Annotated in this window: 22 protein-coding genes; 11 read left to right on the top strand and 11 right to left on the bottom strand. The window is 57.3% G+C overall.

The window, feature by feature from the left end; translation table 11 throughout:
- Nucleotides 1–26 precede the first annotated feature (26 nt).
- From CKW17_RS04710 to CKW17_RS04700, 3 genes are all read right to left on the bottom strand, one after another.
- The gene (locus tag CKW17_RS04710) at nt 27–2495 is read right to left on the bottom strand and encodes a fimbria/pilus outer membrane usher protein (RefSeq protein WP_371850950.1); all 2469 of its coding nucleotides are present in this window, start codon (nt 2493–2495) and stop codon (nt 27–29) included.
- Between the two features lie 197 nt (nt 2496–2692).
- On the bottom strand, nt 2693–3442 hold the full coding sequence (locus tag CKW17_RS04705) for a molecular chaperone (protein WP_095118921.1): 750 nt from the start codon (nt 3440–3442) through the stop codon (nt 2693–2695).
- Nucleotides 3443–3510: 68 nt separating this feature from the next.
- A complete protein-coding gene (locus tag CKW17_RS04700; protein WP_034154082.1) occupies nt 3511–4116 on the bottom strand; it encodes a fimbrial protein in 606 nt (201 codons plus the stop codon).
- Between the two features lie 319 nt (nt 4117–4435).
- On the opposite strand from CKW17_RS04700, the gene CKW17_RS04695 reads away from it, so the two are divergent.
- The 6 genes from CKW17_RS04695 (at nt 4436) to CKW17_RS04670 (ending at nt 13180) form a co-directional block, all read left to right on the top strand.
- Nucleotides 4436–5656 (top strand): EAL domain-containing protein, encoded by a 1221-nt coding sequence (locus tag CKW17_RS04695; protein ID WP_034154081.1) that lies wholly within the window; start codon nt 4436–4438, stop codon nt 5654–5656.
- Between the two features lie 174 nt (nt 5657–5830).
- A complete protein-coding gene (locus tag CKW17_RS04690) occupies nt 5831–6538 on the top strand; it encodes a response regulator transcription factor (protein WP_034154080.1) in 708 nt (235 codons plus the stop codon).
- Between the two features lie 7 nt (nt 6539–6545).
- The gene (locus tag CKW17_RS04685; RefSeq protein WP_095118920.1) at nt 6546–10178 is read left to right on the top strand and encodes a transporter substrate-binding domain-containing protein; all 3633 of its coding nucleotides are present in this window, start codon (nt 6546–6548) and stop codon (nt 10176–10178) included.
- A 104-nt stretch (nt 10179–10282) separates the two neighbouring features.
- Nucleotides 10283–10666, top strand: a complete 384-nt coding sequence (locus CKW17_RS04680; protein ID WP_095118919.1) for a hypothetical protein — start codon at nt 10283–10285, stop codon at nt 10664–10666.
- 309 nt (nt 10667–10975) lie between these two features.
- On the top strand, nt 10976–11437 hold the full coding sequence (locus CKW17_RS04675; RefSeq protein WP_095118918.1) for a hypothetical protein: 462 nt from the start codon (nt 10976–10978) through the stop codon (nt 11435–11437).
- Between the two features lie 114 nt (nt 11438–11551).
- Entirely contained in the window at nt 11552–13180 is a 1629-nt protein-coding gene (locus CKW17_RS04670; RefSeq protein WP_077572900.1) for a methyl-accepting chemotaxis protein, read from the top strand.
- 38 nt (nt 13181–13218) lie between these two features.
- On the opposite strand, the gene CKW17_RS04665 is transcribed toward CKW17_RS04670, so the two are convergent.
- Nucleotides 13219–13800 (bottom strand): hypothetical protein, encoded by a 582-nt coding sequence (locus CKW17_RS04665; protein ID WP_095118917.1) that lies wholly within the window; start codon nt 13798–13800, stop codon nt 13219–13221.
- A 291-nt stretch (nt 13801–14091) separates the two neighbouring features.
- Between CKW17_RS04665 and CKW17_RS04660 the strand changes: the two genes are divergently transcribed.
- Complete coding sequence (locus CKW17_RS04660) at nt 14092–15075, top strand: fimbrial protein (RefSeq protein ID WP_371850948.1); 984 nt, start codon at nt 14092–14094, stop codon at nt 15073–15075.
- 286 nt (nt 15076–15361) lie between these two features.
- On the opposite strand, the gene CKW17_RS04655 is transcribed toward CKW17_RS04660, so the two are convergent.
- The 5 genes from CKW17_RS04655 to CKW17_RS04635 form a co-directional block, all read right to left on the bottom strand.
- Nucleotides 15362–16483 (bottom strand): SMP-30/gluconolactonase/LRE family protein, encoded by a 1122-nt coding sequence (locus CKW17_RS04655; protein WP_095118916.1) that lies wholly within the window; start codon nt 16481–16483, stop codon nt 15362–15364.
- 123 nt (nt 16484–16606) lie between these two features.
- A complete protein-coding gene (locus tag CKW17_RS04650; RefSeq protein WP_095118915.1) occupies nt 16607–17635 on the bottom strand; it encodes a transketolase family protein in 1029 nt (342 codons plus the stop codon).
- Nucleotides 17632–18480 (bottom strand): transketolase, encoded by an 849-nt coding sequence (locus CKW17_RS04645; protein WP_095118914.1) that lies wholly within the window; start codon nt 18478–18480, stop codon nt 17632–17634. Before CKW17_RS04645 ends, CKW17_RS04650 begins: the two co-directional genes overlap by 4 nt.
- 17 nt (nt 18481–18497) lie before the next feature.
- Nucleotides 18498–19796 (bottom strand): MFS transporter, encoded by a 1299-nt coding sequence (locus tag CKW17_RS04640; RefSeq protein ID WP_095118913.1) that lies wholly within the window; start codon nt 19794–19796, stop codon nt 18498–18500.
- A 100-nt stretch (nt 19797–19896) separates the two neighbouring features.
- On the bottom strand, nt 19897–20646 hold the full coding sequence (locus CKW17_RS04635; RefSeq protein WP_095118912.1) for an SDR family NAD(P)-dependent oxidoreductase: 750 nt from the start codon (nt 20644–20646) through the stop codon (nt 19897–19899).
- A 198-nt stretch (nt 20647–20844) separates the two neighbouring features.
- On the opposite strand from CKW17_RS04635, the gene CKW17_RS04630 reads away from it, so the two are divergent.
- Nucleotides 20845–21759, top strand: a complete 915-nt coding sequence (locus CKW17_RS04630; RefSeq protein WP_016984524.1) for a LysR substrate-binding domain-containing protein — start codon at nt 20845–20847, stop codon at nt 21757–21759.
- A 38-nt stretch (nt 21760–21797) separates the two neighbouring features.
- Here the strand turns inward: CKW17_RS04630 and CKW17_RS04625 are convergent, their stop codons facing one another.
- On the bottom strand, nt 21798–22400 hold the full coding sequence (locus CKW17_RS04625) for an XRE family transcriptional regulator (protein ID WP_095118911.1): 603 nt from the start codon (nt 22398–22400) through the stop codon (nt 21798–21800).
- 158 nt (nt 22401–22558) lie between these two features.
- On the opposite strand from CKW17_RS04625, the gene CKW17_RS04620 reads away from it, so the two are divergent.
- Complete coding sequence (locus CKW17_RS04620) at nt 22559–23254, top strand: B3/4 domain-containing protein (protein WP_095118910.1); 696 nt, start codon at nt 22559–22561, stop codon at nt 23252–23254.
- Between the two features lie 101 nt (nt 23255–23355).
- Here CKW17_RS04620 and CKW17_RS04615 read toward each other — a convergent pair whose 3' ends face one another.
- Nucleotides 23356–24489: an aminotransferase class V-fold PLP-dependent enzyme gene (locus tag CKW17_RS04615; RefSeq protein WP_095118909.1), complete on the bottom strand. Its 1134-nt coding sequence runs from the start codon at nt 24487–24489 to the stop codon at nt 23356–23358.
- A 127-nt stretch (nt 24490–24616) separates the two neighbouring features.
- Between CKW17_RS04615 and CKW17_RS04610 the strand changes: the two genes are divergently transcribed.
- Both CKW17_RS04610 and CKW17_RS04605 read left to right on the top strand, forming a co-directional pair.
- Nucleotides 24617–25228, top strand: coding sequence for a dTMP kinase (locus CKW17_RS04610; protein WP_095118908.1), 612 nt, complete (start codon nt 24617–24619; stop codon nt 25226–25228).
- 84 nt (nt 25229–25312) lie between these two features.
- Complete coding sequence (locus CKW17_RS04605; RefSeq protein ID WP_095118907.1) at nt 25313–26428, top strand: aromatic ring-hydroxylating dioxygenase subunit alpha; 1116 nt, start codon at nt 25313–25315, stop codon at nt 26426–26428.
- Nucleotides 26429–26442 lie beyond the last annotated feature (14 nt).

Here is a 26442-nt window from a genome sequence, read left to right as displayed (position 1 = left end):
TATTGAAGATTGAAGAATTGAACGTGTTATTTCGATGTGTCTACGCTGGTTGAGCAAGAAAGCCGGTAATGCTCATAGTTCAAATCCTTCAGTCGTTCTGGAAGCTTGTAAGGGGCGGGGCAACTTTTACCCTGCCACTTGATTGTAATAATCCCTTGATCTTTGGTAACAAGCGCTAACGCCTTGCCGGTGGGGTCGGAAAGTGCCAGTTGTTTACCATCGGCATCCATCAATACCGCTCCGAATGGGAGGGGGTTGCCCTCGGCATCGTAGAGTTCGAACTGGATCCGTCGACCTTTGCTGCCCTCGAAGCGCGCGAGCACTACTGAACCTCGTCTCGGTACGAGTTGTTGAGTGGCGTTGTCCAGCTCTATGTCACCGCCGAGATTTCGTGTGTCCAGTGTCACCCAATTCACGCGATAGGGCTGTGCGTTTGGAAGGACGGCATAGCCGTTGAGGCCGGTTTTCACGCCGGAGTAGCTGCTGACTTCTACCCCTGACATGCCAGGCACTTCCACCATTGCGAATGTTTCGCCGACGGTCTGGCCCATGTTGATTCCCCCCGCGTGAGCCACGATCGATCCGGCCGCGCTCAGGTTCTGTGATTCATAACCGCTGCCTCGGCTGTAGCCCAATCCCAGATCGCCCATCGCTGTACGGGTACTCAGGCTGAGTGAGCCGGAGCGATCACCTTGCACACTGCGCCCGGTCTGTACGGAATAGTAGGTGTCACTGTCTTCAGTCAGATAACCATTGATCCCGGCTTGTGTACTGGTGCCGGTATTCTGATGATTGCTGGAAATGTAGGCGCGAGGTGCGCGAGGTGTCGATCCGAGCGGGAATGAGATCGAAACGCTCAATTGGGTGTCGTGAGTGGTGTCGCCGCGTGTGCCGAATTCCTCGGTTTTACTCAAGCTGATGTTGTAGTTCAGGTCGCGCCAATTGTTGTTGTAACCGGCGGAGAAGCTGCGCGAGCCGCCGCGATCCCAATAGCGCTGATCACTGGCATTCAAGTACAGCGAGCCGTACTGGCGCGCTTCGCCCAGGGTCTGGTTGACCGTGAGGTCGGTACGGGTTTTGGCGTTACCTGCGCGCCGTGTAGCGCCGGTGCTGGTGTCTTGAACGTGGTCGGTCAGCGTGCGGTAACCCTCGGTCGAATAACGATAGGCGGCGAGGGTGAAGCTGGTATCGGTGCCGGTGAAGGTCTTTGCATAGAGCGCGCGTACGCTGCTGCCCTGGGTCGTTTTGCCAAATGCCTTGCTGGACGATTGCGTCACGTCCAGCGACATCGCGCCAATCGAAGTGTTCTTCGCCGCACCGACGGAAAGCGCCTTGAAACCATTGCTGGCCTGAATGCCGGCAATGCCTGTCAGGTTGCTGGTCAGACCGTAGGCGAAAGTGCCGCCCAGGAAGGCCGGCTTGTCATAGCCTTCGCTGTTGTTGTTGAATTTGCCGCTCGACAGGCTGTACTTCAACTGTCCCTCACGCACCATCGTCGGCAGGGCGGAGAACGCCTGCCGGGTGACCTTGCGCCGACCATCCGCCTCGACAATGGTGATCTCCAGATCGCCATTGGAACCCGATGGATAGATATCACTGATCTCGAACGGCCCCGGCGGCACGTTGGTGGTGTAAAGAATGTAGTTATCCTGGCGGACCTCGATCTTCGCATTGGTTTCAGCCACGCCACGAATGATTGGCGCATAGCCGCGCTCGCTGTCTGCGCGCATGCCCTCATCAGAGGCTACCTTGACGCCTTGATAGCGCACGCTGTCGAACAGGTCTGAGTCGGAAAAGATTTCACCCGCGCTCAGTTGCCCCTTGATCGCCGTGAGGTCGCGCTGGATGAAAGTGCGGTTGCTGACAAACCGATTGGGCCGGCCGGTGGCACTGCTCAGATTGGACTCGTTACGCAAACGCCAGGCACCGAAGTTGATGCCGTTGCGCAGCCCCAGATTATTGGAGATCTGCGTCGAGTAATCGGTTTTGCTGCGGGTGCTGCTCAACTGATAGTTGATGAATCCGGCGGCCACGCCATCGTCCCAAAGCTCTGGGTCAACATAGCCGCGCATGCCGCGTGCCATAGCAACCTGCGGCACGCTGATATTGAGGCGCAGGCGGTTGGCGTCAAAACTGATACTGGCTTGCTCGATCATCGACGCAAGATCGTAGTGATCGGCAGGCCGTTGCTCATCAACCAGACCTTGCTCACGCAGTTTGCGCATGTCCACACCCAGCTGCTGTAACAATTCCAGGGTGATACGTGGCTCGACTTTGCCGTTGAGCGGGTTGGCCGCGAAATCAACGTCGCGACGACCGACCAGCGTGCCGTTGCTGAAAACGTCAACGCGATATCGGCCAGGCAGAACGCTGTTGGCATTCAACAAAGGCTGCAGATCGACCGCCGATGAACCTTCCAGAAACAAGGTATTGAACGCTTCACCCGCTACCGCGGCGGGGCCTTCGGCACCCATGGCGAAGCCACAAATGGCCATGTTGATGGCAAAGCACAATGGATGCAGGCAGCCCAACGCCGTTTTGTTTTTATGGCGCGCAACGTGATGCTTTACACAACTTGAAGATGTGTGGTGTTGGGAGGAAAACATGCAATTTGCCTTATCAGTCCGTGTTGCTTCAACCGGAGTCCGGAACTCGTAAATAGCTTGTGAATTGGCGGGGCGGGGCGAGGAAGTTACTGGGCGGATGCATCTTTCACGCGCTCGGCATGACTTTCGATAGCGCTGAGTGGTGCATCGAATCGTTGTTGTGCGCCGTAATCATTAATGGCTGAAAAAGTCAGGCGTGGAGAACCGGGTGGCAACTCTTTCAAGTTGAACGAGCGAACTTCGCCCGGAGCGATCATTGTCGAATCAATCACCAGTTCCGCTTTATTTCCAGCAGCGACTTTCAGGTCGGCCAGCGATACGTGGTAATTGCTTTGATTTTTTACTTTCAGTACCGACTTGCCAGCTTGCGTGACCAGTTGCCATACAAGTTGCACCGGCGCTTGCGCGGCGGCTCCGGTGAGTCCGTCCGGACGGAAGAAAACCTTGATGCGCTGACGTACCGCCAGTTGCAGCGTATTGACATCGGCAGCACTGGCCTGAGGGATTTCCTGCACGTTCAGCCACACCACCGACTCTTTGTCCGCAGGCATGCCGCGGCCTTCATAAAGAATCCTCAACAGTTGCTGTTGATTGGGTTCGAGTCGGGCCAGCGGTGGAGTCACCGCGAACGGCGGCGCGCTGCCAGCCGCGTCGCCGGCATCCAGCCACGATTGCGCCAGGATGGTGTGCCCGCCGTTGCGCACGGTGACGTTTGCCTCTTTGTGCGCGCCATCGAAAATGATCCGGGTGGAACTCAAGGAGATGCTGGCGAATGCCGAGTGCGTCATCAACAACCCGGCAAGCCCCAGGCAGAGCGGAAAATAGCGACTTAACATAGTTTTCACCGATTGATCTGGTGGGGAAGGACGAGGCACAGCGGCCCCGTCCAGGTATTGCGCGCTGCTTATTCGTATTCGAGAACGAACGGCAGAGTGGCGTTACCGGTACCTGCAGTAGCGGTGGTCTTGTCGCCGGTGGTGACGTAAGCGGCTGCGAACGACAGGGTGCCGTCGCCGCCAGTGGTGCCGTCGCCGGTCAGACTGGTCTGTACTTTGGCAGTGGCTTCAGAGCTCAGGTCGATCAACTGGCCGTTGCTGTCCAGCAGCGCGATACCTACGCCTTTGGCTGCATCAGTACCTTGCAGCTTGAGAACTTTCTTGCCATCAACCAGGCCCGAACCACCGTTGACGGTTGGTTTGAACAGCATCGACACTTTGGTGCCGGCGTTGCAGTTCACTTTCAGGTTGAAATCGTTGGCAGCCACGCGACCAGCACCCGGGGCAGAATCGGTGCCCATGTCTTTGATCGACACGCTGCCCATGTCCACAGCGATCATCTTGTCGTTACCCGAAGCGCCATCTACCGAGCAAGCGTCGTTGTTGATGACGCCGGTGAAACTGATTTGACCGCTGCCGCCCTTGACGGCTTTAGCGGCTTCTTCTTCAGCCAGTGCGCCAGTGGAGGCAGCCAGTACGGAAAGAGTGAGTACTGCGAAAGCGAACTTTTTCATGTTTATATCCGAAGTTATTGTGAAGTGCTGCATTGAAATGCCAGGCCATGTTAGGTCGGTGATAGCGATGGGTCTTTGAGATTTGTCTTAAAGCGTGGCAAGTGCGAACAAGGCGGCAATATCGGAAGTGCGTATTTATATTCTCAGTAAAGTGCAGTGGACTAAATGAGACAATTCTCAAAGTCGCGCGAGCTCTACCTGATTAGTATTCGCGGACGCAGAAATTCTCAGTCAATGCAAAGTTTGTGAGCAATCTTTCTGTTGGAAGATGATTCAAGCTTTTCGCTATTAATGGCTGATAGAAAGAGGTTCCCGGTTTGTGAACACGCTTCGTATATTGGTATTGGAAGATCACGCCTTCCAGCGCACGGCTGCGGTCAGCGCGCTTAACAGTCTGGGTTACAAAAATATCTTTCAGGCGGCTGACGGAAAGGATGCGCTGGCTTTGATCTCCCAGGCAGGAGGTGTGGACGTTGCGTTGTGTGACTTGAGCATGGCCGGGATGGATGGTTTGACCTTTCTGCGCCTGGCGAGAGAGGCCGGATTGATTCGCGCAGTGATCATCTGCAGTTCACTGCCTGAAGACTTGTTACGCACGGTCGATCGAATTGTCACGTTGCAGGGCCTGGAATTGCTTGGCAGTGTCGGCAAGCCCTTGATGGTCGATGTGCTGGCGCCATTGCTGGCTCGCTATCGGCCGAACAGCCAGGTCGATGCCAAACTCGCGGAAAGTCATCTCGATCAGCCTACGGAGAACGAAGTACTCGAAGCGATACGCCGGCAGGAATTTCGCGCGTACTTCCAGCCCAAGTTTCATCTGCGCAGTGGTGAGGTGGATGGCGCCGAGGTGCTGGTGCGCTGGCAAAGCCCTAGTCGCGGGTTGCTTTCACCGGGTATGTTTCTGCCAACGATCGAGCGTTGCGGACTGCTCGACGAAATGTTTTTCAGCCTGCTCACGCAAGGACTGAGTCTGCAGCGTTTTGTGCAGTCCCACGGCAAGCCGTTCAAGCTCGCCTTCAATCTCGACGTCACGCAGATGGCCAACCCGAATCTCGTCGACCGGATCAAGGCGCTGTTGCGCATTCACGGCGCCTCGCCAGCCGGGCTCATATTCGAGCTGACGGAAACCGGTCTGCTGCAGATGCCCGAGATCAGCATGGAAAACATGGTGCGTCTGCGCATGCTCGGCTTCAGCCTGGCGATCGATGATTTCGGTGTCGGCTATTCTTCGCTGGAACGACTGTGTCAGATGCCGTTCAACGAAATCAAACTCGACGCCGGTTTTGTGCAGAATTTCCAGCAGGCTCGCTACAGTGCGGTTATCCACGGTGCACTGGCCTTGGCGCGCGAGCTGGACATGCGAGTGGTCGCAGAAGGCATTGAAACCGCAGATCAGGTTCATCACCTGGCTCGACTCGGTTGCCAGTGGGGGCAGGGTTTCTTCTATGCCCGGCCCATGAATTGGGCGCACCTGGTCGATTGGCGTTTCGAGGGTCAAAAATCGTCCTGGCGCCGGGCAATAGGCACGTCCGACCTTTGATCCGCACGCGCGGTCTGACTTTTGGGACAAAGCCCTATTTCGTCACGTCTTCAAAACAATCATCATGTGACGAGAAATCAATCAGATGCACCTGAATGCTTCGGTGATGCCCGGGATCGGCTGCGGCTGCCAAGTGCTGATGATCCTTCAACCCTCCTCATCATGGAGCTGTTCATGCATTGGTCAGTCGTGAATCCGTTACGCGTTGCCATCCTTGATGATCACTCGCTCATACGTCTGGCGATGAAATCGCGGCTGACGCGCGAAGCCGAGTTCAGTGTCGTGGGCGTGTACGCGAGCAGTGCGCAGTTGCTCGCTGGATTGCGCGAGACCGAAATCGACCTGCTGATACTCGACTACAAGCTGCACGATGGCGAGCTGGACGGGCTTAATCTGATTCGCCTGCTGCGCAAGCAATATCCGGGCATGCGCATCCTCGTCTCATCCTCCGAAGAGCGCCCGGCAGTAGTGAACATGGCGATCGGAGCGGGCGTCAGCGGATTCTTCGGCAAGTCCCAGCCAGTCGATGACCTGATCACCGGCATCCGCTGCGCAGCGTCCGGCCAGTTGTACCTGTCGCAGGCAATGGCCTTCGAACTTGATGTGCTGCCTGTGTCAGTCGATGAGCCTGCTGGTAGCAATGATGACGGCGCGGCGCACAGCGACGATTTTCTGAGCAATCCTCTGCTGTCGCCGAAAGAGAAAGAAGTCTTGCGCTGCTGCCTCGAGGGTATGGGGGTGACGCAGATCGCTTTGAAGTTCTCGCGCAGTCGCAAAACCATCAGTGGGCAAAAACAGGCCGCTTTCAAAAAGCTTGGCATTCGTGGTGATGCAGAGCTGTTCAAGTTGCAGCACAGCCTGACAGCCGACAACCAGGGATAACTCGCTTATGTTTCATCTGTTGCGCGGTGTTTTGCTAGTCAGTGTGCTTTTCGTGTTCGGTAGCGGGTCGTTGTGGGCAGCAGAGCCGCGCACTCTGCAGGTGTTCGGTCGATCGGACTGCAAGGAGGTGCAAGTCGATCTGGGCAATGAAGACTGGAGTTGGCTACGGCAGAAACGCAGCCTCGTATTGGGATCGGCGCTTCCGGATTTTCCGCCCTATGTCATGACCGCAAGCGGTACGCGTTATGAGGGGATTGCCGCCGACATTGCCTGCATTATCGGCCAGGCCTTGCATGTCGAAGTTACCGTCAAGGCTTATCCTGACCGTCGCGAGGCCATGGCGGCGCTTGAACGCGGCGACATCGACATGTTGGGCAGCTCCAACAGTTTCGAGTTGATCGATGGCCTCGTCACGCTCAGCAAACCTTATGTCGAAGACGTGCCGGCGATGTTCATGCGCGGCGATGATCGGCGACCGATGCCGGCCAATCTGGCCGGTCTGCGTATTGCGGTTGCCGACGATTACCTGCCATCCAGTCAGTTGCATGGCTTGTACCCCAACGCCGAGTTCGTACTTTTCCCATCGAACGAGTTGGCACTGGCCGCGCTGGCGTTTGGCAAAGTCGATTTGTTTCTGGGCGACACGGTGTCCAGCAATTATCTTATCAATCTCAACTACTTCAACTATGTGCGCCTGCACTCTTTCGTCCAAACGCAAACCAGCGGTTTCAGCTTTGCCTTGCGCCGAGGTAATGATCAACTGCTGCGTCTGATCGACTCGGTCATCGAGTCGATGGGTGAGGGCAAGATAGCCGAAATTTCCAAGCGCTGGTCCGGTGGCGGCGGGGCACTGACACCCAAACGCATCGATCTGACACCCGGTGAAGCACGCTGGCTTGAACTGCACCCGGTCGCGCGGTTCGTGATCAATGACGATCAGGCGCCATTTGCGTTCTTTGATGGCGATGGCAATTTTGGCGGGATCGGCGCCGATCTGCTGGAGCTGATTCAGCGGCGCACTGGTTTGCAGATCGATGTAGAGCGCACCGACAGTTTTTCCAGCTTGAGCACACGCCTGCTGGATGGCAGTGCCGATATCTCGTTGCTGACGCCAACCGTCTCCCGTGAAGTCGGTATGCGTTTCACCCACCCGTTCCTCGCCAGTCCCTTTGTGATCGTCACCGCCAAGGACGCAGGCGCGCCGTCAAGCCTGCAGGAGCTACGCGGCAAGCGTGTCGCCGTCCCCGAGAGTTCGGCGGAGCGTGAGCTGCTCAAGGATTACCCCGACATCGAGATTGTCGACAGCGAAACAGTGCTGGGCGCTCTGGCTGACGTGAAGGATGGGCGAGCAGACGCGATGATTACCACGTTGCACAGTGCGCGTTACTACATCGCTCACATCTACAGCGACAGTTTGCGCATCTCCAACATCGTCGGCATGAACAAGGGTTTCCTCGCCTTCGCCGCCCGACGCGCCGATACCGAACTGGTCAGCATTCTGAACAAGGCTCTGTTGAGCATTCCACCCGATGAGCTGGACGTGATTCTCAACCGTTGGCGTCCCATTGCTGCGTTCTCGGGTTTGTCGTGGCGCGATTACAAGACGTTGATCTACCAGATCAGCGCTGGCGCATTCCTGATCATCCTCGGATCGCTGGCGTGGAATTTCTATATTCGCCGGCAGATCCGCGAGCGCAGTCGGGCAGAGCGCTTGCTCGGCGATCAACTGAAGTTCATGGGGGCGCTGATCAACGGCACGCCGCATCCCATTTACGTTCGCGATCGGGAAGGTCGGCTTGTCACCTGCAATAACAATTATCTGCAGACGTTTGGCCTGTTGGAAAAGGACGTGATTGGCAAGACCGTGCTCGAAAGCGGCAAGCGCAATCGCCAGGAGGCGTTGCAATTTCACGATGACTATCTGCGCGTCATCGAGCGGGACGAACCTTACGAGGTGGATCGCACGCTGCATGTTGGTGATACGCGGCTGATCATTTATCACTGGATTCAGCCTTATCACGACACAACGGGCGAAGTCAGAGGCGTGATCTGCGGCTGGATCGACATCAGCGAGCGCCGCGAACTGATCGAAGAGTTGCGTTCGGCGAAAGAGCTGGCCGATGAGTCGAGCCGCGCCAAAACCACATTCCTGGCGACGATGAGCCACGAAATCCGTACGCCGATGAGCGCCGTGATCGGCATGCTTGAACTCACACTCAAGCGCGCCGAGCAGGGCCACTTCGATCGACCGGCGATTGAAGTGGCCTACGACTCGGCCAAAGGCCTGCTGGAGCTGATCGGCGACATTCTCGATGTGGTTCGCATCGAGTCTGGGCATGTCAGTCTTTCGCCGAAACGTGCCAACCTGCGCGAACTGGTCGAATCCGTAGCGCGGGTCTTCGACGGCCTGGCCAGGCAGAAGAGTCTGGTGTTGAAGCTCGATATCGACGCCACCGTCGGCTGTGACGTACTGGTTGATCCGATGCGCTTCCAGCAGGTGCTCTCGAACCTGGTCGGCAATGCCATCAAGTTTACCGATACCGGGCATGTCAGCGTCTCGATTCGTGGCCAACGCCTTGCTGACGAACGTTTGCAGGTCGACTTGAAAGTCGAGGACACCGGCATCGGCATTTCCAGCGCTGATTTGCAGAACCTGTTCCAGCCGTTTTCGCAAGCCAATCACGGCCCCTCGAACCGGGGCGGCACCGGTCTGGGGTTAGCGATTTCACGTTCGCTGTGCGAGTTGATGGGCGGGCGGCTGAACATCACCAGTACGCTGGGCAAAGGCACCTGCCTGGAAGTATCGCTGTTCTTCAATATCCTCAGTCCGCTCGGCGGCAAGGTGCTGCCTGTTTCGGTCGTCCAGGACAAGCCAGTGCCGACGCTGCGGATTCTGGTAGTGGATGACCAGAGCGCCAATCGTCTGCTGCTGACGCAGCAGCTCAGCTTTCTTGGCCAGGCGGTGCGTGACGCTGCCGATGGAGCGCAGGCATTGGCGTTGTGGCGCTCTGAGCCGTTCGACATTGTCATCACGGACTGCAACATGCCGGTCATGAACGGCTATGAACTGGCCCGCACCATCCGCCAGGACGAACGCGACAGTGGTGGCGCGCCGTGTATCGTCTTGGGCTTCACAGCCAACGCGCAGCCGGAAGAAAAAGTGAAATGCCGAGAGGCGGGGATGGATGACTGTCTGTTCAAACCGATCAGCCTCAGCACCTTGTCGACCATGCTTGCCGGCTGGGAAAAGAATGTCGAAACCGAGCCGGTTCAAAGCCCGCCAGCGGCGAGTATCAAGGAGCTGGGGTCGATTCGCGAGCGTCTGACCGAACTCACCGGAGGCGATCTCGACATGATGAAAGAACTGCTGCGCGAGGCGCTGTCTAGTTGCGAGAAGGATCTGGAGGAGTTGCATTCGCTGATACCCGAAAGCGATCCCGGTTTGTTGGCTGACCTGGCACATCGGATCAAGGGCGCGGCGCGCATCGTCGCCGAGCATCAGGTCATCGAGGCGTGTAACGACCTTGAGGCCGAGTGCGAAGCGCCGGTCATCGATCCACTGGATATCAATCGCAGCGCGTTGAAGCTTGAGCATGCACAGGCTGATCTGATCAAGAAAATCAAACGGGTCGAGCTGTAACCGTATTGGCGCAGGGCCCTGCTGACTGGCCTTGTAATGAAGGGGGACGTTAAAGATCATTTTGCAACGGGCGATACCTTGGTTAATAACCATGGAGTTTCGCGATGATCATTCGACGTCCTTTATTGATTGCCAGTCTCTGCCTGCTTGGTTTTGACACCGTCAGCGCGGCCCAGTCTGCGCCCGTCAGCGGAGTGATTCGCTTCAGCGGACAGATTGTCGAGGCAAGTTGCATGGCGAGTGGCGCCAGCCGTGCTTCTGCTTCTTTCGAGCTGCTTGATTGTCCGCAGGCGAGCACTGGTCAGATGTTCTCGGTGACCAACGTCAGTGCGGCTGGGCGGGGTGAGCCGCGCCAGCAAGTATTCGTGAAGATGATTGCCGATTCCCACGAGCAGGAAAAATATTACGACCAGCGTTTGCTGCTCACGGACAACAAGGGCCATCAGATAACGACTGGCAATTACGTCGTGACGCTGACGCTACCTTGATGGACTGAAAAAGAATGAGTTTGCGCCCCTTGTTTCAAGGTTACTGACAACAAGGGGCGTTAATAATGAGAATTGTCTGGTTCGTACACAACCGTCCCGCGCTTCTGGCATTGCGCCGCTCTCCACTGTTGCAAAATCCCTCCCTCCAAAGACTTTGAACCATGCCGGGCCCCGCTAGCGCGGGCTTGTCAGCAAAGTGTGGTTTTCGTTCAGCGACCCCCGCGGTCATTTTGAGACAAGTCTCATATCGGACGGGCTGGCCCTTGGTTATTTTCTTGAAAGGAAGAATGGAGCTGCCAAAGGTGTCCGATGTTTCTTGAAAATAACCGAAGTCGATCCTTGCGGATCCTGATCGCCGATAACGACGTGCGTAGAGGCCTGTCGATTGAACAGCAGTTCAACAAGCTGGGCTGTCTCAGCGTCGTGAACGTATGCACTTATCGTGACCTGAGAATACTGACGTATTACTGCCCCCAGCGGCTCAGCCTGGTCGTCGTCAATGCCGAGTTGCTCAACGAGATGGCGATGGATCCGCTCGATTTTTTTGGGGAAAACCCGCTGATTCGTCACCTGCTGATTTTCAACCCCAGTGACGATCATCAGTGGTCGAAGACCTTCTTCAACCCGCATCCGCAACGCTGGATGCGTCTGGTCTCGAAAATCGATCTGCCGCGATTGGCGGATTTTCTGATGCTGGCCGACCCGACGCTCAAGGAGCTGGCGGAGCCGGCCTCATCCGATTCCACGCTTCCTTCAGGTGCAAACCGCTAGCTGTTGCGCCTTCCCGCGTTAATCCGCTTGTGCTTTGAGGTGCTATTGCACAGCGCCTGCTTTGCTGCCAACCCGTTTGCCCCATTGTCTTGAATACACTCTAAGGTAAGCATCATGCTGCTTCGTAAACTCAATCTCGCGCCGCGTTCGGCGCTGTGTTTTGGCTTGTTCTGTCTCATGATTATCGCGATCGGACTGATCGCCTTGCAGCAAGTCGATTTACTCAACAAAGCAGAAACGTACGTTGAGACGACCATCGTGCCAAGCATCAAGCTGCTCGGCCAACTGGATCGTGAGTTCATCGAAATCAAGGGCAATAACGCCCGTTTGCGTAACCCTATCGAAACCCCTGAGCGCAAGGCTCAGGCCCTGATGGACATTCAGCAATCGCGTCAGCTCATCAAAAATCATCAACGAGCGCTCATTGATCTGCTGACTACTGACGCTGGGCGTAAAGCGTTCGAGGAGTTCGCCAAAGCACAAGCGGTCAATGATCAGGCGCAGGACCAATACCTTGAAACCGTGGCGAAAGGGCAGCTTGAAGCGGCCATTGCGCTGTCAAAGAATCAGATGCGTGCCGCCTCGGACGGCGTGCAGGTCGCGCTCAAAAAGCTGATTGCTCTCAACGAGATCGAAGCATATGAAGCGGGCAAGCAGGCCGACAATGTCTACGAACACACGCTGTTGATCGTCAGTGTGTTCATTGTCATTGCCATCGGTGCTTCCTTGGCCCTGGCGGTGTTGTACACGCGCAGCCTGACGGTGCCGATTGCAGGCTCGCTGAGGGTAGCGGAATGCATCGCTGCCAACGATTTGAGCGAAACCATTGCGCTGGATGGTTCCGATGAGGCGGCGCAGATGCTGTCTTCGTTGGCCGCGATGCAGGCCAGTTTGCGTGATGCGCTGATCATGATCCGTGACTCGTCCACGCAGTTGGCCGAAACCTCGGAAGTCATGCACGGCGTCACCGAAGATATTTCGCGTATCACTCAGCGTCAGAGTCATGAAATCGAAATGGCCGCCACCGCCGTGACTGAAATGAGTGCGGCGGTGGAGCAGGTCGCGGACAACGCCGCATCGACCTCGCAACTGACGTCGGAATCAAGCGCAGCAGCTGTTGCCGGTAAAGCCCAGGTCAGCGAAACGGTCGCGGCAATCAATCTGATGGTTTCCAGCGTGCATAGCACCTCGGCTGAAGTGCAGGCGCTTTCTACGATGGCGAGCGATATCAGCAGCGTGCTGGACGTGATCCGAGAAGTCGCCGAACAAACCAATCTGCTCGCTTTGAACGCGGCCATCGAAGCGGCGCGGGCGGGGGAGGCGGGCCGTGGCTTTGCCGTGGTTGCAGATGAGGTGAGAGGGCTGGCGCAGCGTACTCAGAAATCTACCGAGGACATCGAGTCCATGGTCAGCTCCATTCAGTCGGGCACCAGCAGGGCGGTTTCTTCCATGAGCCACACCCGCTCTCAGGCGGAAAGAACACTTGAGATGGCCAATATCGCCGGCGAAGTGCTGACCGACATCACTGGCTCTCTGAATCTTATCAATGAACGAAACCTGCTGATGGCGACCGCTGCCGAAGAGCAGGCTCAGGTTGCGCGTGAAGTGGATCGCAGCCTGATCAGCATTCGCGACTTGTCCTGTGAAACCGCAGAAGGATCGAAACAGACGGCGGTTGCATCGGCGGAGCTCTCGCAGTTAGCGGCGTCGCTGAACAAATTGACCAAGGAATTCAAGCTCTGACTGTGAGCGTAAAGCCCTGGTTGCCAGGGCTTTGTTTATCAGTGCTTGATCGGTGAAGTGAAGTCTTGCACATCGGGTGCAGAATTCTGAGCTGGCGATGCGGTTTGTGCCGTCAGTTGTTCAATGCAGGTGGCGAGTTGTTTTTCATAGCTTTCAAGCACTGCTTCGGCTTCAGCTTCGCGCTCATCACGCAAGCGAAAGAAGTCGTCGCGACTGAGCTGATCCGCTACGAGGCGGATATTTTGCTCGATGATCGCGCACAGGGAGTCTTCATCCTCTAGCGCGGTGCTGGTTTGCGTCGCGCGTTGAGTGTTTTCCAGCTCGGTCTTTGCCGTCTCGGCGGCCTTCACTTGTTCCTTCGCGTTAAGCAGATCGGTTTCCAGGGCTTGCTTCTGTTCTGCCAGGCGCTTGAGTTCTGCGCTCATTGACTGGATAGCATCGGCGCGGTGGGTGAGTTGGACCTCCTGTTGTTGCACCACATCCTTCAGTGGAAACAGTTCATTGAGCTGGTAACCGGCGACCACAGTCATGGCGATCAGCGCCAGTGCCAGAATCGTCAGGCAGTAGATGGCGGCGTTGCTCTGGGGTTTTGCGCTATTGAGGGTATCGAGGGCTCTCACGGAATCGTTTCTCCTATCAAGAGAAGTCAGTGTAATGGCAGAGTTTCGTTGTGCCTTTAAGACGAGTCTTAAATTGGTTGTTGGTTATTTGCGCTGGTAAAGGTGTTCAACTTGGCCTTTTATAGATATTCCGAATTTAGCTAGTGGCTATAAGTCTATGAGAATTGTCTGGTTGTTGAATAAATAAAACTTTTGCTCAAGTGTTATTTATTCATTATCTTTTCGCTCCGTTTATGGTGATTTTGCTGCCGGTTAAATATTCGCACCATCGTCAATCATTCAGTTTTTTGCATGCAGCGCAGAGTCAGAGGGAGTGTTATGAAGTTATGCCATATATCAATTGTCGGGCTCTTGTACATGCTGTCGTCAAACGCAACGGCGGCGGTATGCGAATTTTATCCCGACAATTCCATGGGCAACCTCCGAGTTGTCCTTCCGGCCACGATCTCGGTGCCGCGGGACACGCCGACCGGCACGGTTATCTATGAAAGCCCAATCGTGACCCTGGGAGCCATTCCCAGTTCGTTCAGGTGCTCTGCGGTACACAATGAAGGTGTGCGCAATTCTGTGGGCACCACCCAGGCGGGCGCGCAGACTTTTCCCATTGGAAATACCGGCATCGGCTGGCAATGGGTTCGACCGCCATCGGGCAAAGTATGGAAAGGCTTTCCGGGTGACTCCGACGTCGCTGGCGGTTGGGGGTGGAATGGCACTGAGCACATCTTGCGGCTTGTAAAGACGGGTGAGATTTCCGGTAGTGCGACGATACCCTCAGGCCAATTGGGGAAATTTGTCGCTGCTGAAATCGAGCCTCTTGCATTGAATACAAGTGGCACGCGGGTGGTCTCACAGTCTTGCGAAACACCCGATGTAAAAGTTGATATGGGTAGCTATAACTTGAGCGATTTCCCGAAGAACGGTGCCTATGCCAAGGAGCAATACTTTTTTCTCAGTATGAAAAACTGTCCTGCCGGAATAAACAACTTCCGCTACTCCTTTTCGCCCACTGCGGGCAGCCCTGCGTGGGACGCTAATACTGGCATGGTAAATCTGAACAGTAGCTCCACTGCCAAAGGTTTGGCATTGCAGATGCGCTTCAGAGACGGGAAGCCACTCAAGCTGAATCAGAACTACATAACAAAAGCGCCTACATCGGAAGGCGGGAATGCATCTGTAGACTTGCAAGCGCGCTTCGTGCGCATCGAGCCTTCCAATGCGCAAATGCGAGCGGGCAATGCCAATGCCGAAATTGCCTTTGTCGTTGAGTATCTATGAGGAGGCCAACAGCTTCTTCACCTCAGCCACAATCATCGCAATGTCGAAAGGCTTGGGCAGCACCACGTCAAACTTTCAAAGTAAGGCATGAGAAGCAGGTTGGCGACAGGATCAGGGAAAGACTTTTCTCAATTCCGAACACAATCTTGGGGTGTCTGACGCTAGGGCGTTTCACAGGGTCCGGCAAGGCGGAGACAGTAACAGCGATTGAATACCGCGCATCCTCGGATGCGCGGCAGACTATCGTTTCAACACTCACGAAACTATCGCGAGACGAACCTCGCTTTTACAACGCAAACGTAGTCCCCCGAGTATTCACGAACAGCGAATAGATCGAGTGACTACTGGCCATGAACAACCGATTGCCTTCACGCCCGCCGAAGCACAAATTCGGGCAGCGCTCTGGCAACGAAATGTGCCCGATCGCCTTGCCCTGCGGATTGAACACGCGCACGCCGTCGAGTTTTTCCAGGTCGGCCTTGGGGTCACCATTGCCGCCCCAGCCGCACCACAGGTTGCCGGCTTCGTCGCATTTGATGCCGTCGATCGCGGCATAGTCCAGACCTTCGATGTGCTTGCGGCGTTCGCCCAGTGTGCCGTCGTCTTTTACGGCAATCGCCCAGATCAGGCGATTGGGCTTGGCGCGTCCTTCGACGACGTAAAGGGTCTTTTCATCGGGCGAGAAGCACAGGCCGTTTGGACCGTTGAGATCATCGATGACCCGAGTGACTTTTTTGCTCTCGCCGTCGATGCGGTACACGGCGTGGGGTTGGCTCGGGGTGATTTTGTGACCCTCGTAGTTGTTGCTGGTCTGGAATGGCGGATCGGTAAACCAGATCGATCCGTCACTTTTGCAGACGATGTCGTTGGGCGAGTTGAAGGGTTTGCCGTCGAAGCTGTCGGCCAGCACGGTGATCGTGCCATTGGCTTCGGTGCGCGTGATGCACCGTCCTTCGCTGGTGGTGGTGGAGCCTTCGCAGACGATCAGACGTCCTTGGCGATCCCGGCACATGCCGTTGGAAAAGTTCGAGTGTTCGCGGTACACGCTGAAGGTGTCGGTTATTTCATCCCAGCGCATGATGCGATTATTTGGGATGTCGCTGACCAGCAAATAGCGGCCATCACCGACCCAGACCGGTCCTTCGGCCCAGCGCATGCCGGTGGCAAGTTTTTCAACACTGGCGTTGAAAACACGTAGTTCGAGGAAGCTGTCGTCGAGGATATGAATCAGCGGATCTGGATAGCGCTGACTCAAGGGTTCGGCGGCCTCGGCGATCCGCGTCAGTGCGGTGCTGCCGACGGTGGCGAGCGTAGCGGAAACAGCCAAGGACTTTTTCAGGAAGCTGCGGCGGGTATTGCCTTGCGCTCGGTCAGGGCTTTCAGGTCGAGCGGACAGGGATGAGTCCATGTAGCGATCTCCGTGGTTTTATTTTTTTTGTGGGAGACGTAGTAATACCTTGTGATAGGACATCGTACAAGTAGCGCGTAGTGCTCAAGTTGTAGGGCGCTTGTCCATAAGCGCCCTGACAGGTCAGCGGTCAAGCCAGAGCTTGATCTGCGCGCAGACGGCCTGGGTAGAAATGCCGTAACGATCATGCAGTGTCGGCAAAGCACCCGCGTCCAGAAACGCGTCCGGCAAGGCGATCTGCCTGAACGCTGGCGTGACCCCGTTACGCAGCAGCACACCAGCGACGGCCTCACCGAGACCACCAATAATCGAGCTGTTTTCTGCGGTGACCACCAAACGACCTGATTTGCGTGCTTCGGCAAGAATGGCTTGCTCATCCAGCGGCTTTATCGTCGGTACGTGCAGTACGGCGACATCCACGCCATCGGCTTGCAGTTCCTTGGCGGCTTCCAGTGCACGCATGGTCATCAGGCCGGTGGAGATGATCAGCACATCGTTACCGGTGCGCAGGTTTTTGGCTTTGCCGATCTCGAACTGATAGCCGTACTCGTCGAGCACCAGCGGTACATTACCGCGCAGCAAACGCATGTACACAGGCCCTTGATGCGCGGCGATCGCGGGTACGGCCTGTTCGATTTCCAGCGCATCGCAGGGGTCGACAATCATCAGGTTGGGCATGGCACGGAAGATGGCCAGGTCATCGGTGGCCTGGTGGCTGGGGCCGTATCCGGTGGTGAGACCGGGCAGGCCGCAGACGATTTTGACGTTGAGGTTTTCCTCGGCGATGGCCATGCAGATGAAGTCATAGGCACGCCGCGAAGCAAACACCGCATAGGTCGTGGCAAAGGGGACGAAGCCTTCACGGGCCATGCCCGCGGCTGCACTCATCAGCAGTTGTTCGGCCATGCCCATTTGATAGAACCGGTCCGGGTGGGCCTTGGCGAAGATGTGCAGGTCGGTGTATTTGGACAGGTCGGCGGACAGGCCGACGATGTCCCGGCGCTGGTCAGCCAGCGCCGCCAGCGCATGACCGAAAGGCGCGGCTTTGGTGGCTTGGTCCTCCGAAGCGATGGACGCGATCATCGCCGACGTGGTCAGGCGTTTCTTGCTCGGCTCGGCAGTCGGCATGGGTGTTTTGACGGCGTTGTTCATTGGTTTTTTCCTTCTTCAAGATTGCGCAGCGCCAGGTCCCATTCGTGCTCTTCCACACGGATGAAGTGGGTTTTCTCGCGGGTTTCCAGGAAGGGCACGCCTTTGCCCATTTTGGTGTCGCAGATGATCACTCTTGGTTGGCTGCCAGAATGATTGCGCGCAGCATCGAACGCGCTGACCAGCGCCTCCAGATCATTGCCGTCGACGCGCTGGGTGAACCAGCCAAACGCCTGCCAGCGATCGACGATGGGTTCGAACGAGAGGATTTCACTGGAGTGACCGTCAGCTTGCTGGTTGTTGACGTCGACGATGGCGATCAGGTTGTCGAGCTTCCAGTGCGAAGCCGACATGACCGCTTCCCAGGTCGAGCCTTCGTTCAACTCGCCATCGGACAGCAGGTTGTAGACGAAGGAGGGCGAACTTTTGCGCTTGAGTCCCAGGCAGGCGCCGACCGCGATGCCCAAGCCCTGGCCCAGCGAGCCGCCGGTGATTTCCATGCCCGGGGTGTAGGCGGCCATGCCCGACATCGGCAGGCGACTGTCGTCCGAGCCGTAGGTTTCCAGCTCTTCGAGCGGGATGATCTCGGCTTCGATCAGCGCTGCGTACAGCGCAATGGCGTAGTGACCGATGGAGAGGTAGAAGCGATCACGCTGCTCCCATTCAGGGTCAGCGGGACGATGATTCATCGCATGAAAGTAAGACACCGCCAGCAGATCGGCAGCGCCGAGGGCCTGGCCGACGTAGCCCTGACCCTGGACCTGGCCCATGCGCAACGCATGGCGGCGAATGTTGTGCGCGCGCTCCGTCAGGCTCAGGGATGCAGCGTGTGAAAGATTAGTCGTCATGATGAAACTCCGTTAACTCAACGATTGACCAGGGCGGCGGGAATGCGCAGGACCAGACTGGCGCCGAGGAACAGCACGCCAGTAATCAGGTACATGCCGATGGCGCTGGAGCCGGTCAGGGTGGTGATCCAGCCGATCAGATAAGGCGAGCAGAACCCGGCGAGATTGGCGAAGCTGTTGACTGCGGCGATGCCAGCGGCGGCAGACACCCCGCCGAGCAGCGTGGTGGGCAGCATCCAGAACAGCGACGTTGCGGACAAAATGCCGGAAGCGGCCAGGCACAGACTGAGGATCGACAGCGTTGAGTTGCCGCCCATCATCGCCGCCAGGCTCAAGCCGATCGCACCGGCAATCATCGGCACGATGAGATGCCAGCGGCGCTCGCGATGTTTGTCACCACTGCGGCCCACCAACAACATCGCGACGATGGCGCACAGGTAGGGAAGGCTGGTCATGAAACCGATGTGCAGCGGGTCGGAAACCCCTGCATTGCGTACCAGCGTGGGCAGCCAGAAGGTGATTGCGTACTGGCCCATGACCACGCAGAAGTAGATGGCCGCCAGCAGCCACAGACGGCGATCGCGAATGAATTCGCCAACCGAGGCGTGGGTGACTTTTTGCTGGTCGTCTTCGGCCAGTTCGCGAGTGATCAGGGCTTTTTCTTCGTCATTCAGCCAAGTGGCCTGATGCACGCCGTCTTTCAGATAGCTCAGTACCAGCAGCCCGACGACCACAGTGGGTACCGCCTCCAGAACGAACATCCACTGCCAGCCAGCCCAGCCGTGTACGCCGGCAAAGTGGTTCATGATCCAGCCGGACAGCGGGCCACCGACCATGCCTGACAGCGGAATGGCGATGAACCACAACACCGTCATGCGTGCCCGACGGTAGGACGGAAACCAGTAGGTGAGGTAGAGCAAAAGGCCCGGCGCCAGACCGGCTTCGGCAATCCCCAGCAGAAAGCGCAACGCATAGAATTGCCACGCGGTTTCGACGAAGGCGAACAGCGCCGAAACGATGCCCCAGGTGATCATGATCCGTGCGATCCACACGCGCGCACCGACCTTGTGCAGGATGATGTTGCTCGGCACTTCGCAGAGGAAATAGCCGATGAAGAACACGCCGGCGCCCAGCCCGTAGACCGTTTCGCTGAGGGCCAGATCGTTCATCATTTGCAGCTTGGCGAAGCCGACGTTGACCCGATCCAGATAGGCGCACAAATAGCACAGCATCAAGAAAGGCATCAGGCGCCAGGCCGTTTTGCGATAGGCAGAGGAGCGCACGGTCGAAACCGCGTCGAGCGACAGGGTAGTCATGATGGTCTGATCTCTTGTTTTTATTGACCGCCAGGCCATCAGGCCCGGCTGCATCATCGATCCAGAACCGCACGGGCCGCACAGGCCCGCCCAGAAATACTCAGTGAATCAGCATGCCGCCGTTCACATCCAAGGTGATGCCAGTCAGATAAGAGGATAAGTCGCTGGCGAGAAACAGCGCAGCGTTGGCGACGTCCTGCGCCTCACCCAGGCGACCCAGCGGAATGCCGTCGATGATGGCGTGACGGCGCTCGTCCTGCATCAGGCCGCCGGTGATGTCGGTGTGGATCAGGCCCGGCGCGATGGAGTTGACGCGAATGTTGTCGGGGCCCAGCTCCCGTGCCATGGCTTTGCCCAGACCCAGCACACCGGCCTTGGCCGCGCTGTAATGCGGGCCTCCGAAAATGCCGCCACCGCGTTGCGCAGACACCGACGACATGCAGACGATGCTGCCGCTGGCCTGCTGACGCATAAGCGGAATCACCGCTTGGGACATGAGCAGGGTGCCACGCAGGCTGACGTCCAGCACCTTGTCATAGTCCGAAGGACGAATGTCGAGGGTCTTGAGTGGCTGGGTAATGCCGGCGTTGTTGACGAGGATATCAATGCGCCCGAAGTGCTCGATGATGGTGGCGACGGCTTGCTGAACCTGCGCCTCGTCCGCGACGTTAGCCGCCAGTCCCAGGTGACCTTCGCCCAGCGACGCAGTAGCGTCGCGCGCGGCGGATGCATCCAGATCAAGGATCACGACACGAGCGCCTTGTTGTGCGAACGTCGTCGCTGTAGCGCGGCCGATGCCACGGGCAGATGCGGCACCGGTGATGATTGCGACTTTGCCTTGGAGAAGCATGGAGGTGTTCCTCTAATTGTTTTTATGGGTTCGGTCCGCAAAGAACCGATGACTCAGCTTGTCCTCCAGACCGGCCCTGAGCAATAACGCAAACCTCACTGGGTGCTGAAAAAAATTCAGCACTCGCCAGCGCTGTCTGCCAATGCTTGAATAGCCATAAGCCCGGCCCAAGCCACTTGCAGCGGAAAAACAATCATCATGAGTTCATCTGGCGATGCACCTGCGACCCTGCCACCCCTGAAAGCCATTCAGGCCTTTGAGCAAACCGCGCGCTTCGGCAACGTTGCCCGCGCCGCCGAGTTGCTGGATTTGACCCCGTCGGCGGTCAGTCACCAATTGGCCAAACTGGAAGCAATGATCGGACGGCAGTTATTTCTCAGAACAGCCAGGGGCGTGACATTGACGCCGGTGGGCGAGCAATACCTGACCGAAGTGTCCGGCATTCTGCACAGCCTCGCGGTGGCGACAGAGCGTGCCGCCAGCGATGTCAGCCTCGATTGCCTGCGGTTGCACTCGTCGCCCAGCTTCGGGCTGCTGTGGCTGATGCCGCGGCTGGAACAGTTTCGCCAGAGTCATCCCGACATCCAGCTCAATCTGTCGTGTTCTTACGAATCACTGCATTTCAGTCGCGACAAGATCGATGTCGACATCCGTCACGGCATGCCCAATTGGCCAAGTTTCGAAGTCCGTACGGTGCGCAATGAAAAGATCGCGGTTCTGGCGTCACCGAAACTGCTGCAGCAGCGCCCGATCCGCACAGTCGCGGATCTGCTCGACTGCAATCTGATCCTGTCGGAAGCGACGCTGATCAAGTGGCCGCAGCTGTTTGCTCAACATGGCCTGTCGCGCCCTGAAAAACCTTATTCACTCAGCTTTGACCGCTCCTACATGACATTGGAGGCGGCCAGCCACGGTCTTGGGTTTGCGTTGGAAAGCACGCTGCTTGCGCAGGATTATCTGGCGCGCGGCGCGTTAGTCGAAGTGACGCCAGGGTTGAGTGCCCCGATCACCGCACACCACCTGGTGTTCCCGAGAGCGCACGCCGGTTTTCCGCGGGTCAGGCGATTTCTGGAGTGGATGCAGAATGAACTGGGGCACGACTTCAACTACTGACGGTTATGTCGGGAAGCCTGTGCCCGAATGTCGGGTATCTACTGATGTATCTCGGTCACGGACATGGTGAACACCAATCTGGATCTGCCCGCGTTGGAATAGGAGTGAGGCACATCGGTTTTCGCCACTGCCGAACTCCCGGCAGGAATGATCAGCTCTGTTTCCCCGATCATGCATTTCAACGTGCCTTTCTCTACATGGAACAGTTCAAGCGTGCCTTGAGGGTGCCCCGATGAAGCGAACGATTCACCTGGATGCATTTCCCAGCGCCATAACTCGATCATGTTGGGGCCGGACGTTCCTGCAAGAAGTCGCGCGGTCCCGCCAAGGTCACCGGTCCAGAGCGTGGGGATATCCTGGCTTTCGATGATATGGGCAGAGGGTGCTTCGGTCACATTAACGATGTCGGCAACCGAAAGGCCCAGCGCGGCGGCGATTTTGCAAAGAATGCCGATACTGGGGTTCGCGGTGCATTTTTCTATTTCGACGACCATTCCTTTGCTCACGCCTGAGCGCCGAGAAAGCTCGTCCAGCGTGATTTTCTGTGCCTTGCGGGCTTGTTTGAGTGTGCGTGCGACGGCCAGGCTGACGGCTTGAGCATCAGCACCCGGAGTAGTCGACAAGCTGGTATTCATGGTCATTGATCAGGTTCATGAAAAAAAGTGCTGGAATTTTCGGCCCTTAACGATCGTGGCGTCAATCGACTCACCCAGTGAATCGGATCATGGCGGTCATTATATTGACTAAATCAGTCATCGATAGATAGCATGAAACACCATTTGAATCCTGGAGGTTTTTGATGCTGTCCGTACTGCCGTTGATTGATCCAGCCGTTGCAGAACTGGCGCCGGAGTTCCGGGCCCTGAGCATTGTGGTGGAAGCTGCACCACTCACCCGTCCTGAAGTTGCTCGGGCTGCTCTGGATCATGCGTGCAAGGCTGTGCAGGCGGGTGGGCCAAGCTGGGGCGAAGCTCACCTTGCCGCCTGGGCCGACGCCTTCAGAAAGTTCGGGGCCAAGCCACAGCGCACGCCTTGTTCAGCCGAAGCGTTGCGTAAAAGGGTTTTACGTGACGGGACCTTGCCGAGCCTCGATCCCATCGTCGATCTCTACAACGCCATCAGTATCGAGTACGCCATTCCGGTGGGCGGGGAAAACATAGACGCCTATGCCGGCTCTCCGCGTCTTGTCGTCGCCGATGGCACCGAGCCGTTTGACACGATGAAAGAGGGCGTTCCTGCTGTCGAGTATCCGGATGCCGGCGAAGTGGTCTGGCGTGATGACAAAGGCGTGACCTGCCGCCGCTGGAATTGGCGGCAAGGTGTCAGAACCCGCCTCGGTGCCGATGCGAAGTGCATGTGGTTCATTCTGGAGAGTTTGCCAGCGATGCCGCTTGAAGCCTTGACTGAAGCCGGGGACAAGCTGATCGCAGGTTTGCAGCAAATGATGCCCGGCGTGCAGATTGAAAGCTCGCTGATTGGCCCCGGTGCCAACTAGCCGACAGACCACTGAAAAGAGCCTCGATGAAAGAAGGGCGCTCGCCGTGATGCCCTTCTCGAGTTCAAACGTTCGGAATCTGCTGCGGGCACCATTGGGTATCAGTCAACCATCACCTCATTTAGTGCCTGCTCAAGCAGGCTGACCGTGCGCTCGATATTCTGCAGCTTCTCCAGCCCGAACAACCCGAGGCGGAAGGTCTGGAAGTCGGCCGGCTCATCGCATTGCAACGGCACGCCGGCAGCGATCTGCAGGCCGTGCTGGGCAAATTTCTTGCCGTTCTTGATGTCGGCATCATCGGTGTAGCTCACCACCACGCCAGGCGCCTGAAAGCCGACTGCGGCGACGCTTTTGAAGCCTTTGCCGGTCAACAGGGCGCGCACCTGGTCACCCAAAGCCTGTTGTTCATCGCGAACCTTGTCGAAACCGTAAGCTTGCGTCTCTTTCATGACCTCGTTAAAGCGCGCGAGGGAATCGCTTGGCATCGTCGCGTGATAGGCATGTCCACCCTGTTCGTAGGCCTGCATGATCTGCAGCCACTTTTTCAGGTCGCAGGCGAAGCTGCTGCTTTGCGTCTGTTCGATTCGCTCAAGCGCCGCAGCACTGAACATCACCAGGGCGCAGCAAGGGGAGGCGCTCCAGCCTTTCTGGGGGGCGCTGATCAGCAGGTCGACGGCGCATTTGTGCATATCCACCCAAATGGTGCCGGAGGCGATGCAGTCCAGCACAAACAGACCACCCACTGCATGCACAGCGTCACCGACCGCCCGCATATAGTCGTCGGGCAGGAGGATCCCGGATGAAGTTTCAACATGGGGCGCGAAGACGACTTCCGGTTTCTGCGCCGCGATGGCGGCCAGCACCTCGTCCAACGGCGGCGGGGCGTAGGCTGCCTGGCGCCCCGTCTCGATCGGCCGGGCTTTGAGCACCGTAGTGGCCGCCGGGATGTTGCCCATCTCCAGAATCTGGCTCCAGCGATAACTGAACCAGCCGTTGCGTATCACCAGACATTGCTGGTCGGTAGCGAACTGCCGCGCCACCGCTTCCATGCCGAAGGTGCCGCTGCCCGGGACCACCGCCACCGCTTCGGCGTTGTAGACCTGTTTCAGGGTCGTGGAAATGTTCCTCATCACGCCTTGAAAGGACTGCGACATGTGGTTCAGCGAGCGGTCGGTGTAGACCACGGAATACTCGACCAATCCCTCGGGATCGATGCTCGGATAGAGCTTGGACATGGTGACTCCTTTGGCAGAGGGGTAAACATCATTGGCAAGCAAGTGTAGGCAAAGGGCAGGGATCAGCTCATTGATTTGCGCAAATGAGGTTAGAGTGCTCAGCACTGTCTCAATCGTTGCGTGAACCATGAAGCTGCCGCTGTTTATTTCTCTGGACGGGCCCAAGGGCACCGGCAAAACCACATTGCTGGAGGCCGTTACCGCCGCACTGCGGGCGGACAAGCACAAAGTCATTCGGCTGTGCGAGAGAAAAAGTGATCCATACCGCGGCGAAACCATGGCCTTGGTCAATCAACTCGCCAGACATCCCTCGCGGGAGCTGGAGTGGGCGGTGTGTCAGCGCCTTGCGGATAGCCGTCGCTGGATTTCCCAAGAAGTGCTGCCCAAACAGCCATTGAACAGCATCATCCTGATCGATCGCTGGTATCCGTCGGATGCCGCATTTCGCCATAGCGTGCCGTTTGCCGAGATTCTGCAGTTGAACATCGAGCGAGGCGTGCGCGTGCCGGATCTGCATGTCGGCGTTGTTACCGCACCGGATATTTCATGGGCGCGGGCAACGGCCCGATCAAGAGGACTGGGCGGCACGGTGATTCAGAAGCACGCAGAGCACGTCGTGTGTAGCGAGATGTTCGAGCAGGCGGTTGTCGATAACGGCTGGGTGTTGTGCCGTAACGAAGGAACCATCGAAGCCGCAACGACTCAGGTAGTTGCAGAGATCTATAAAGTGCTTGGCTGATTGTCGATGTGCAGGCGCTGGTTTAATTTGAATTTCAGGTTTCTCTGATCTGAGCTAACTGTACTGACGGATCACACGCCCCCCATGCTCACAAACCTCTGGTATGTCGTTCTCCCATCGTCGCAGTTGACTGATGGACTGATGCCGGTTCAATTGCTCGGACAACCTTTTGTGGCGTTCCGCGATGACGCGGGTGTCGCTCACGTGCTGTCGGATATTTGCGTGCATCGCGGCGGCTCACTGTCCGCCGGCAGCAAGGTCGGCAACAACGTGCAGTGTCCCTATCACGGCTGGCGGTTTGGCGCTGATGGCGTCTGCACGCAGATACCGGCGCAGCCCGACCTGCGCATTCCCGCCAAGGCCCGCGTCGATGCGTACCCGACGCTGGAGCGATACGGTTGGATCTGGGCATTTTTAGGTGATCTGCCTGAGTCCGAACGTCCACCCTTGCCCACGCTCGACTGGGTCGACGATCCCGCCATCCGCGTGGTCTCGGGCCACTTTGACTGGCAGGCCAGTTGGGACCGGATTATTGAAAACGGTCTGGACTTCGCGCACGCGCCGTTTGTCCATGGTTCAACCTTTGGCGATCCGGATCATCCCGAGATTGAATCGTTCGAGGTTGAAAGCGATGCATGGAGCGGCAGCGCCCGAATGCTCATGCGCAGGCCGGCACGCAAAGGGCTGCTGCGGCGTAAATCCTCCACTGAGTTTGTCAGCGTGGTCACCGTTCCAGGTTTCCATTTGTCCGGCCCATGCACAACGCTGGAACTTGAATTACCGAATGGCTGGCGGATCTACATCGTCTCGGCGCATGTCCCGATTGACGCCAATCGCACGCGCACCTGGTGGATGATGGGCAGAACGTTTCTGCGCTCCCGATTGCTCGATCGCAGGTTCATTGCGAGCAATATCCGTATCTTCGAACAAGATCATGCCGTGCTGAAAAACGTCAGGCCCGAACGTGTGCCGGACTCTTTTCAGCAGGAGGTTTCGCTGAAATCCGACGCGCTGCAGATTGCCTTTCGCCGAGACGTACAGGCACTGGAACAGCGCGGCTGGCGCATCGATGAAGAGCGTCTTGCGCGAACCTTCACCGGACGCAAGGCCTGCGCAATACCCAGCCCCGAACGTCGTCAGATTCGCGCGTGGGCCATTGAGCCGATCCCGCTCGTGGACATCACCCACGAATCCGAATAGTGGTGCGAGCCAGA

This window comes from Pseudomonas sp. Irchel s3f10 (assembly GCF_900187515.1).
Taxonomy (GTDB): Bacteria; Pseudomonadota; Gammaproteobacteria; order Pseudomonadales; family Pseudomonadaceae; genus Aquipseudomonas; species Aquipseudomonas tensinigenes.
The sequence above is the reverse complement of the archived record's forward strand: the minus strand, read 5'-3'. Positions and strand labels throughout refer to the sequence as shown.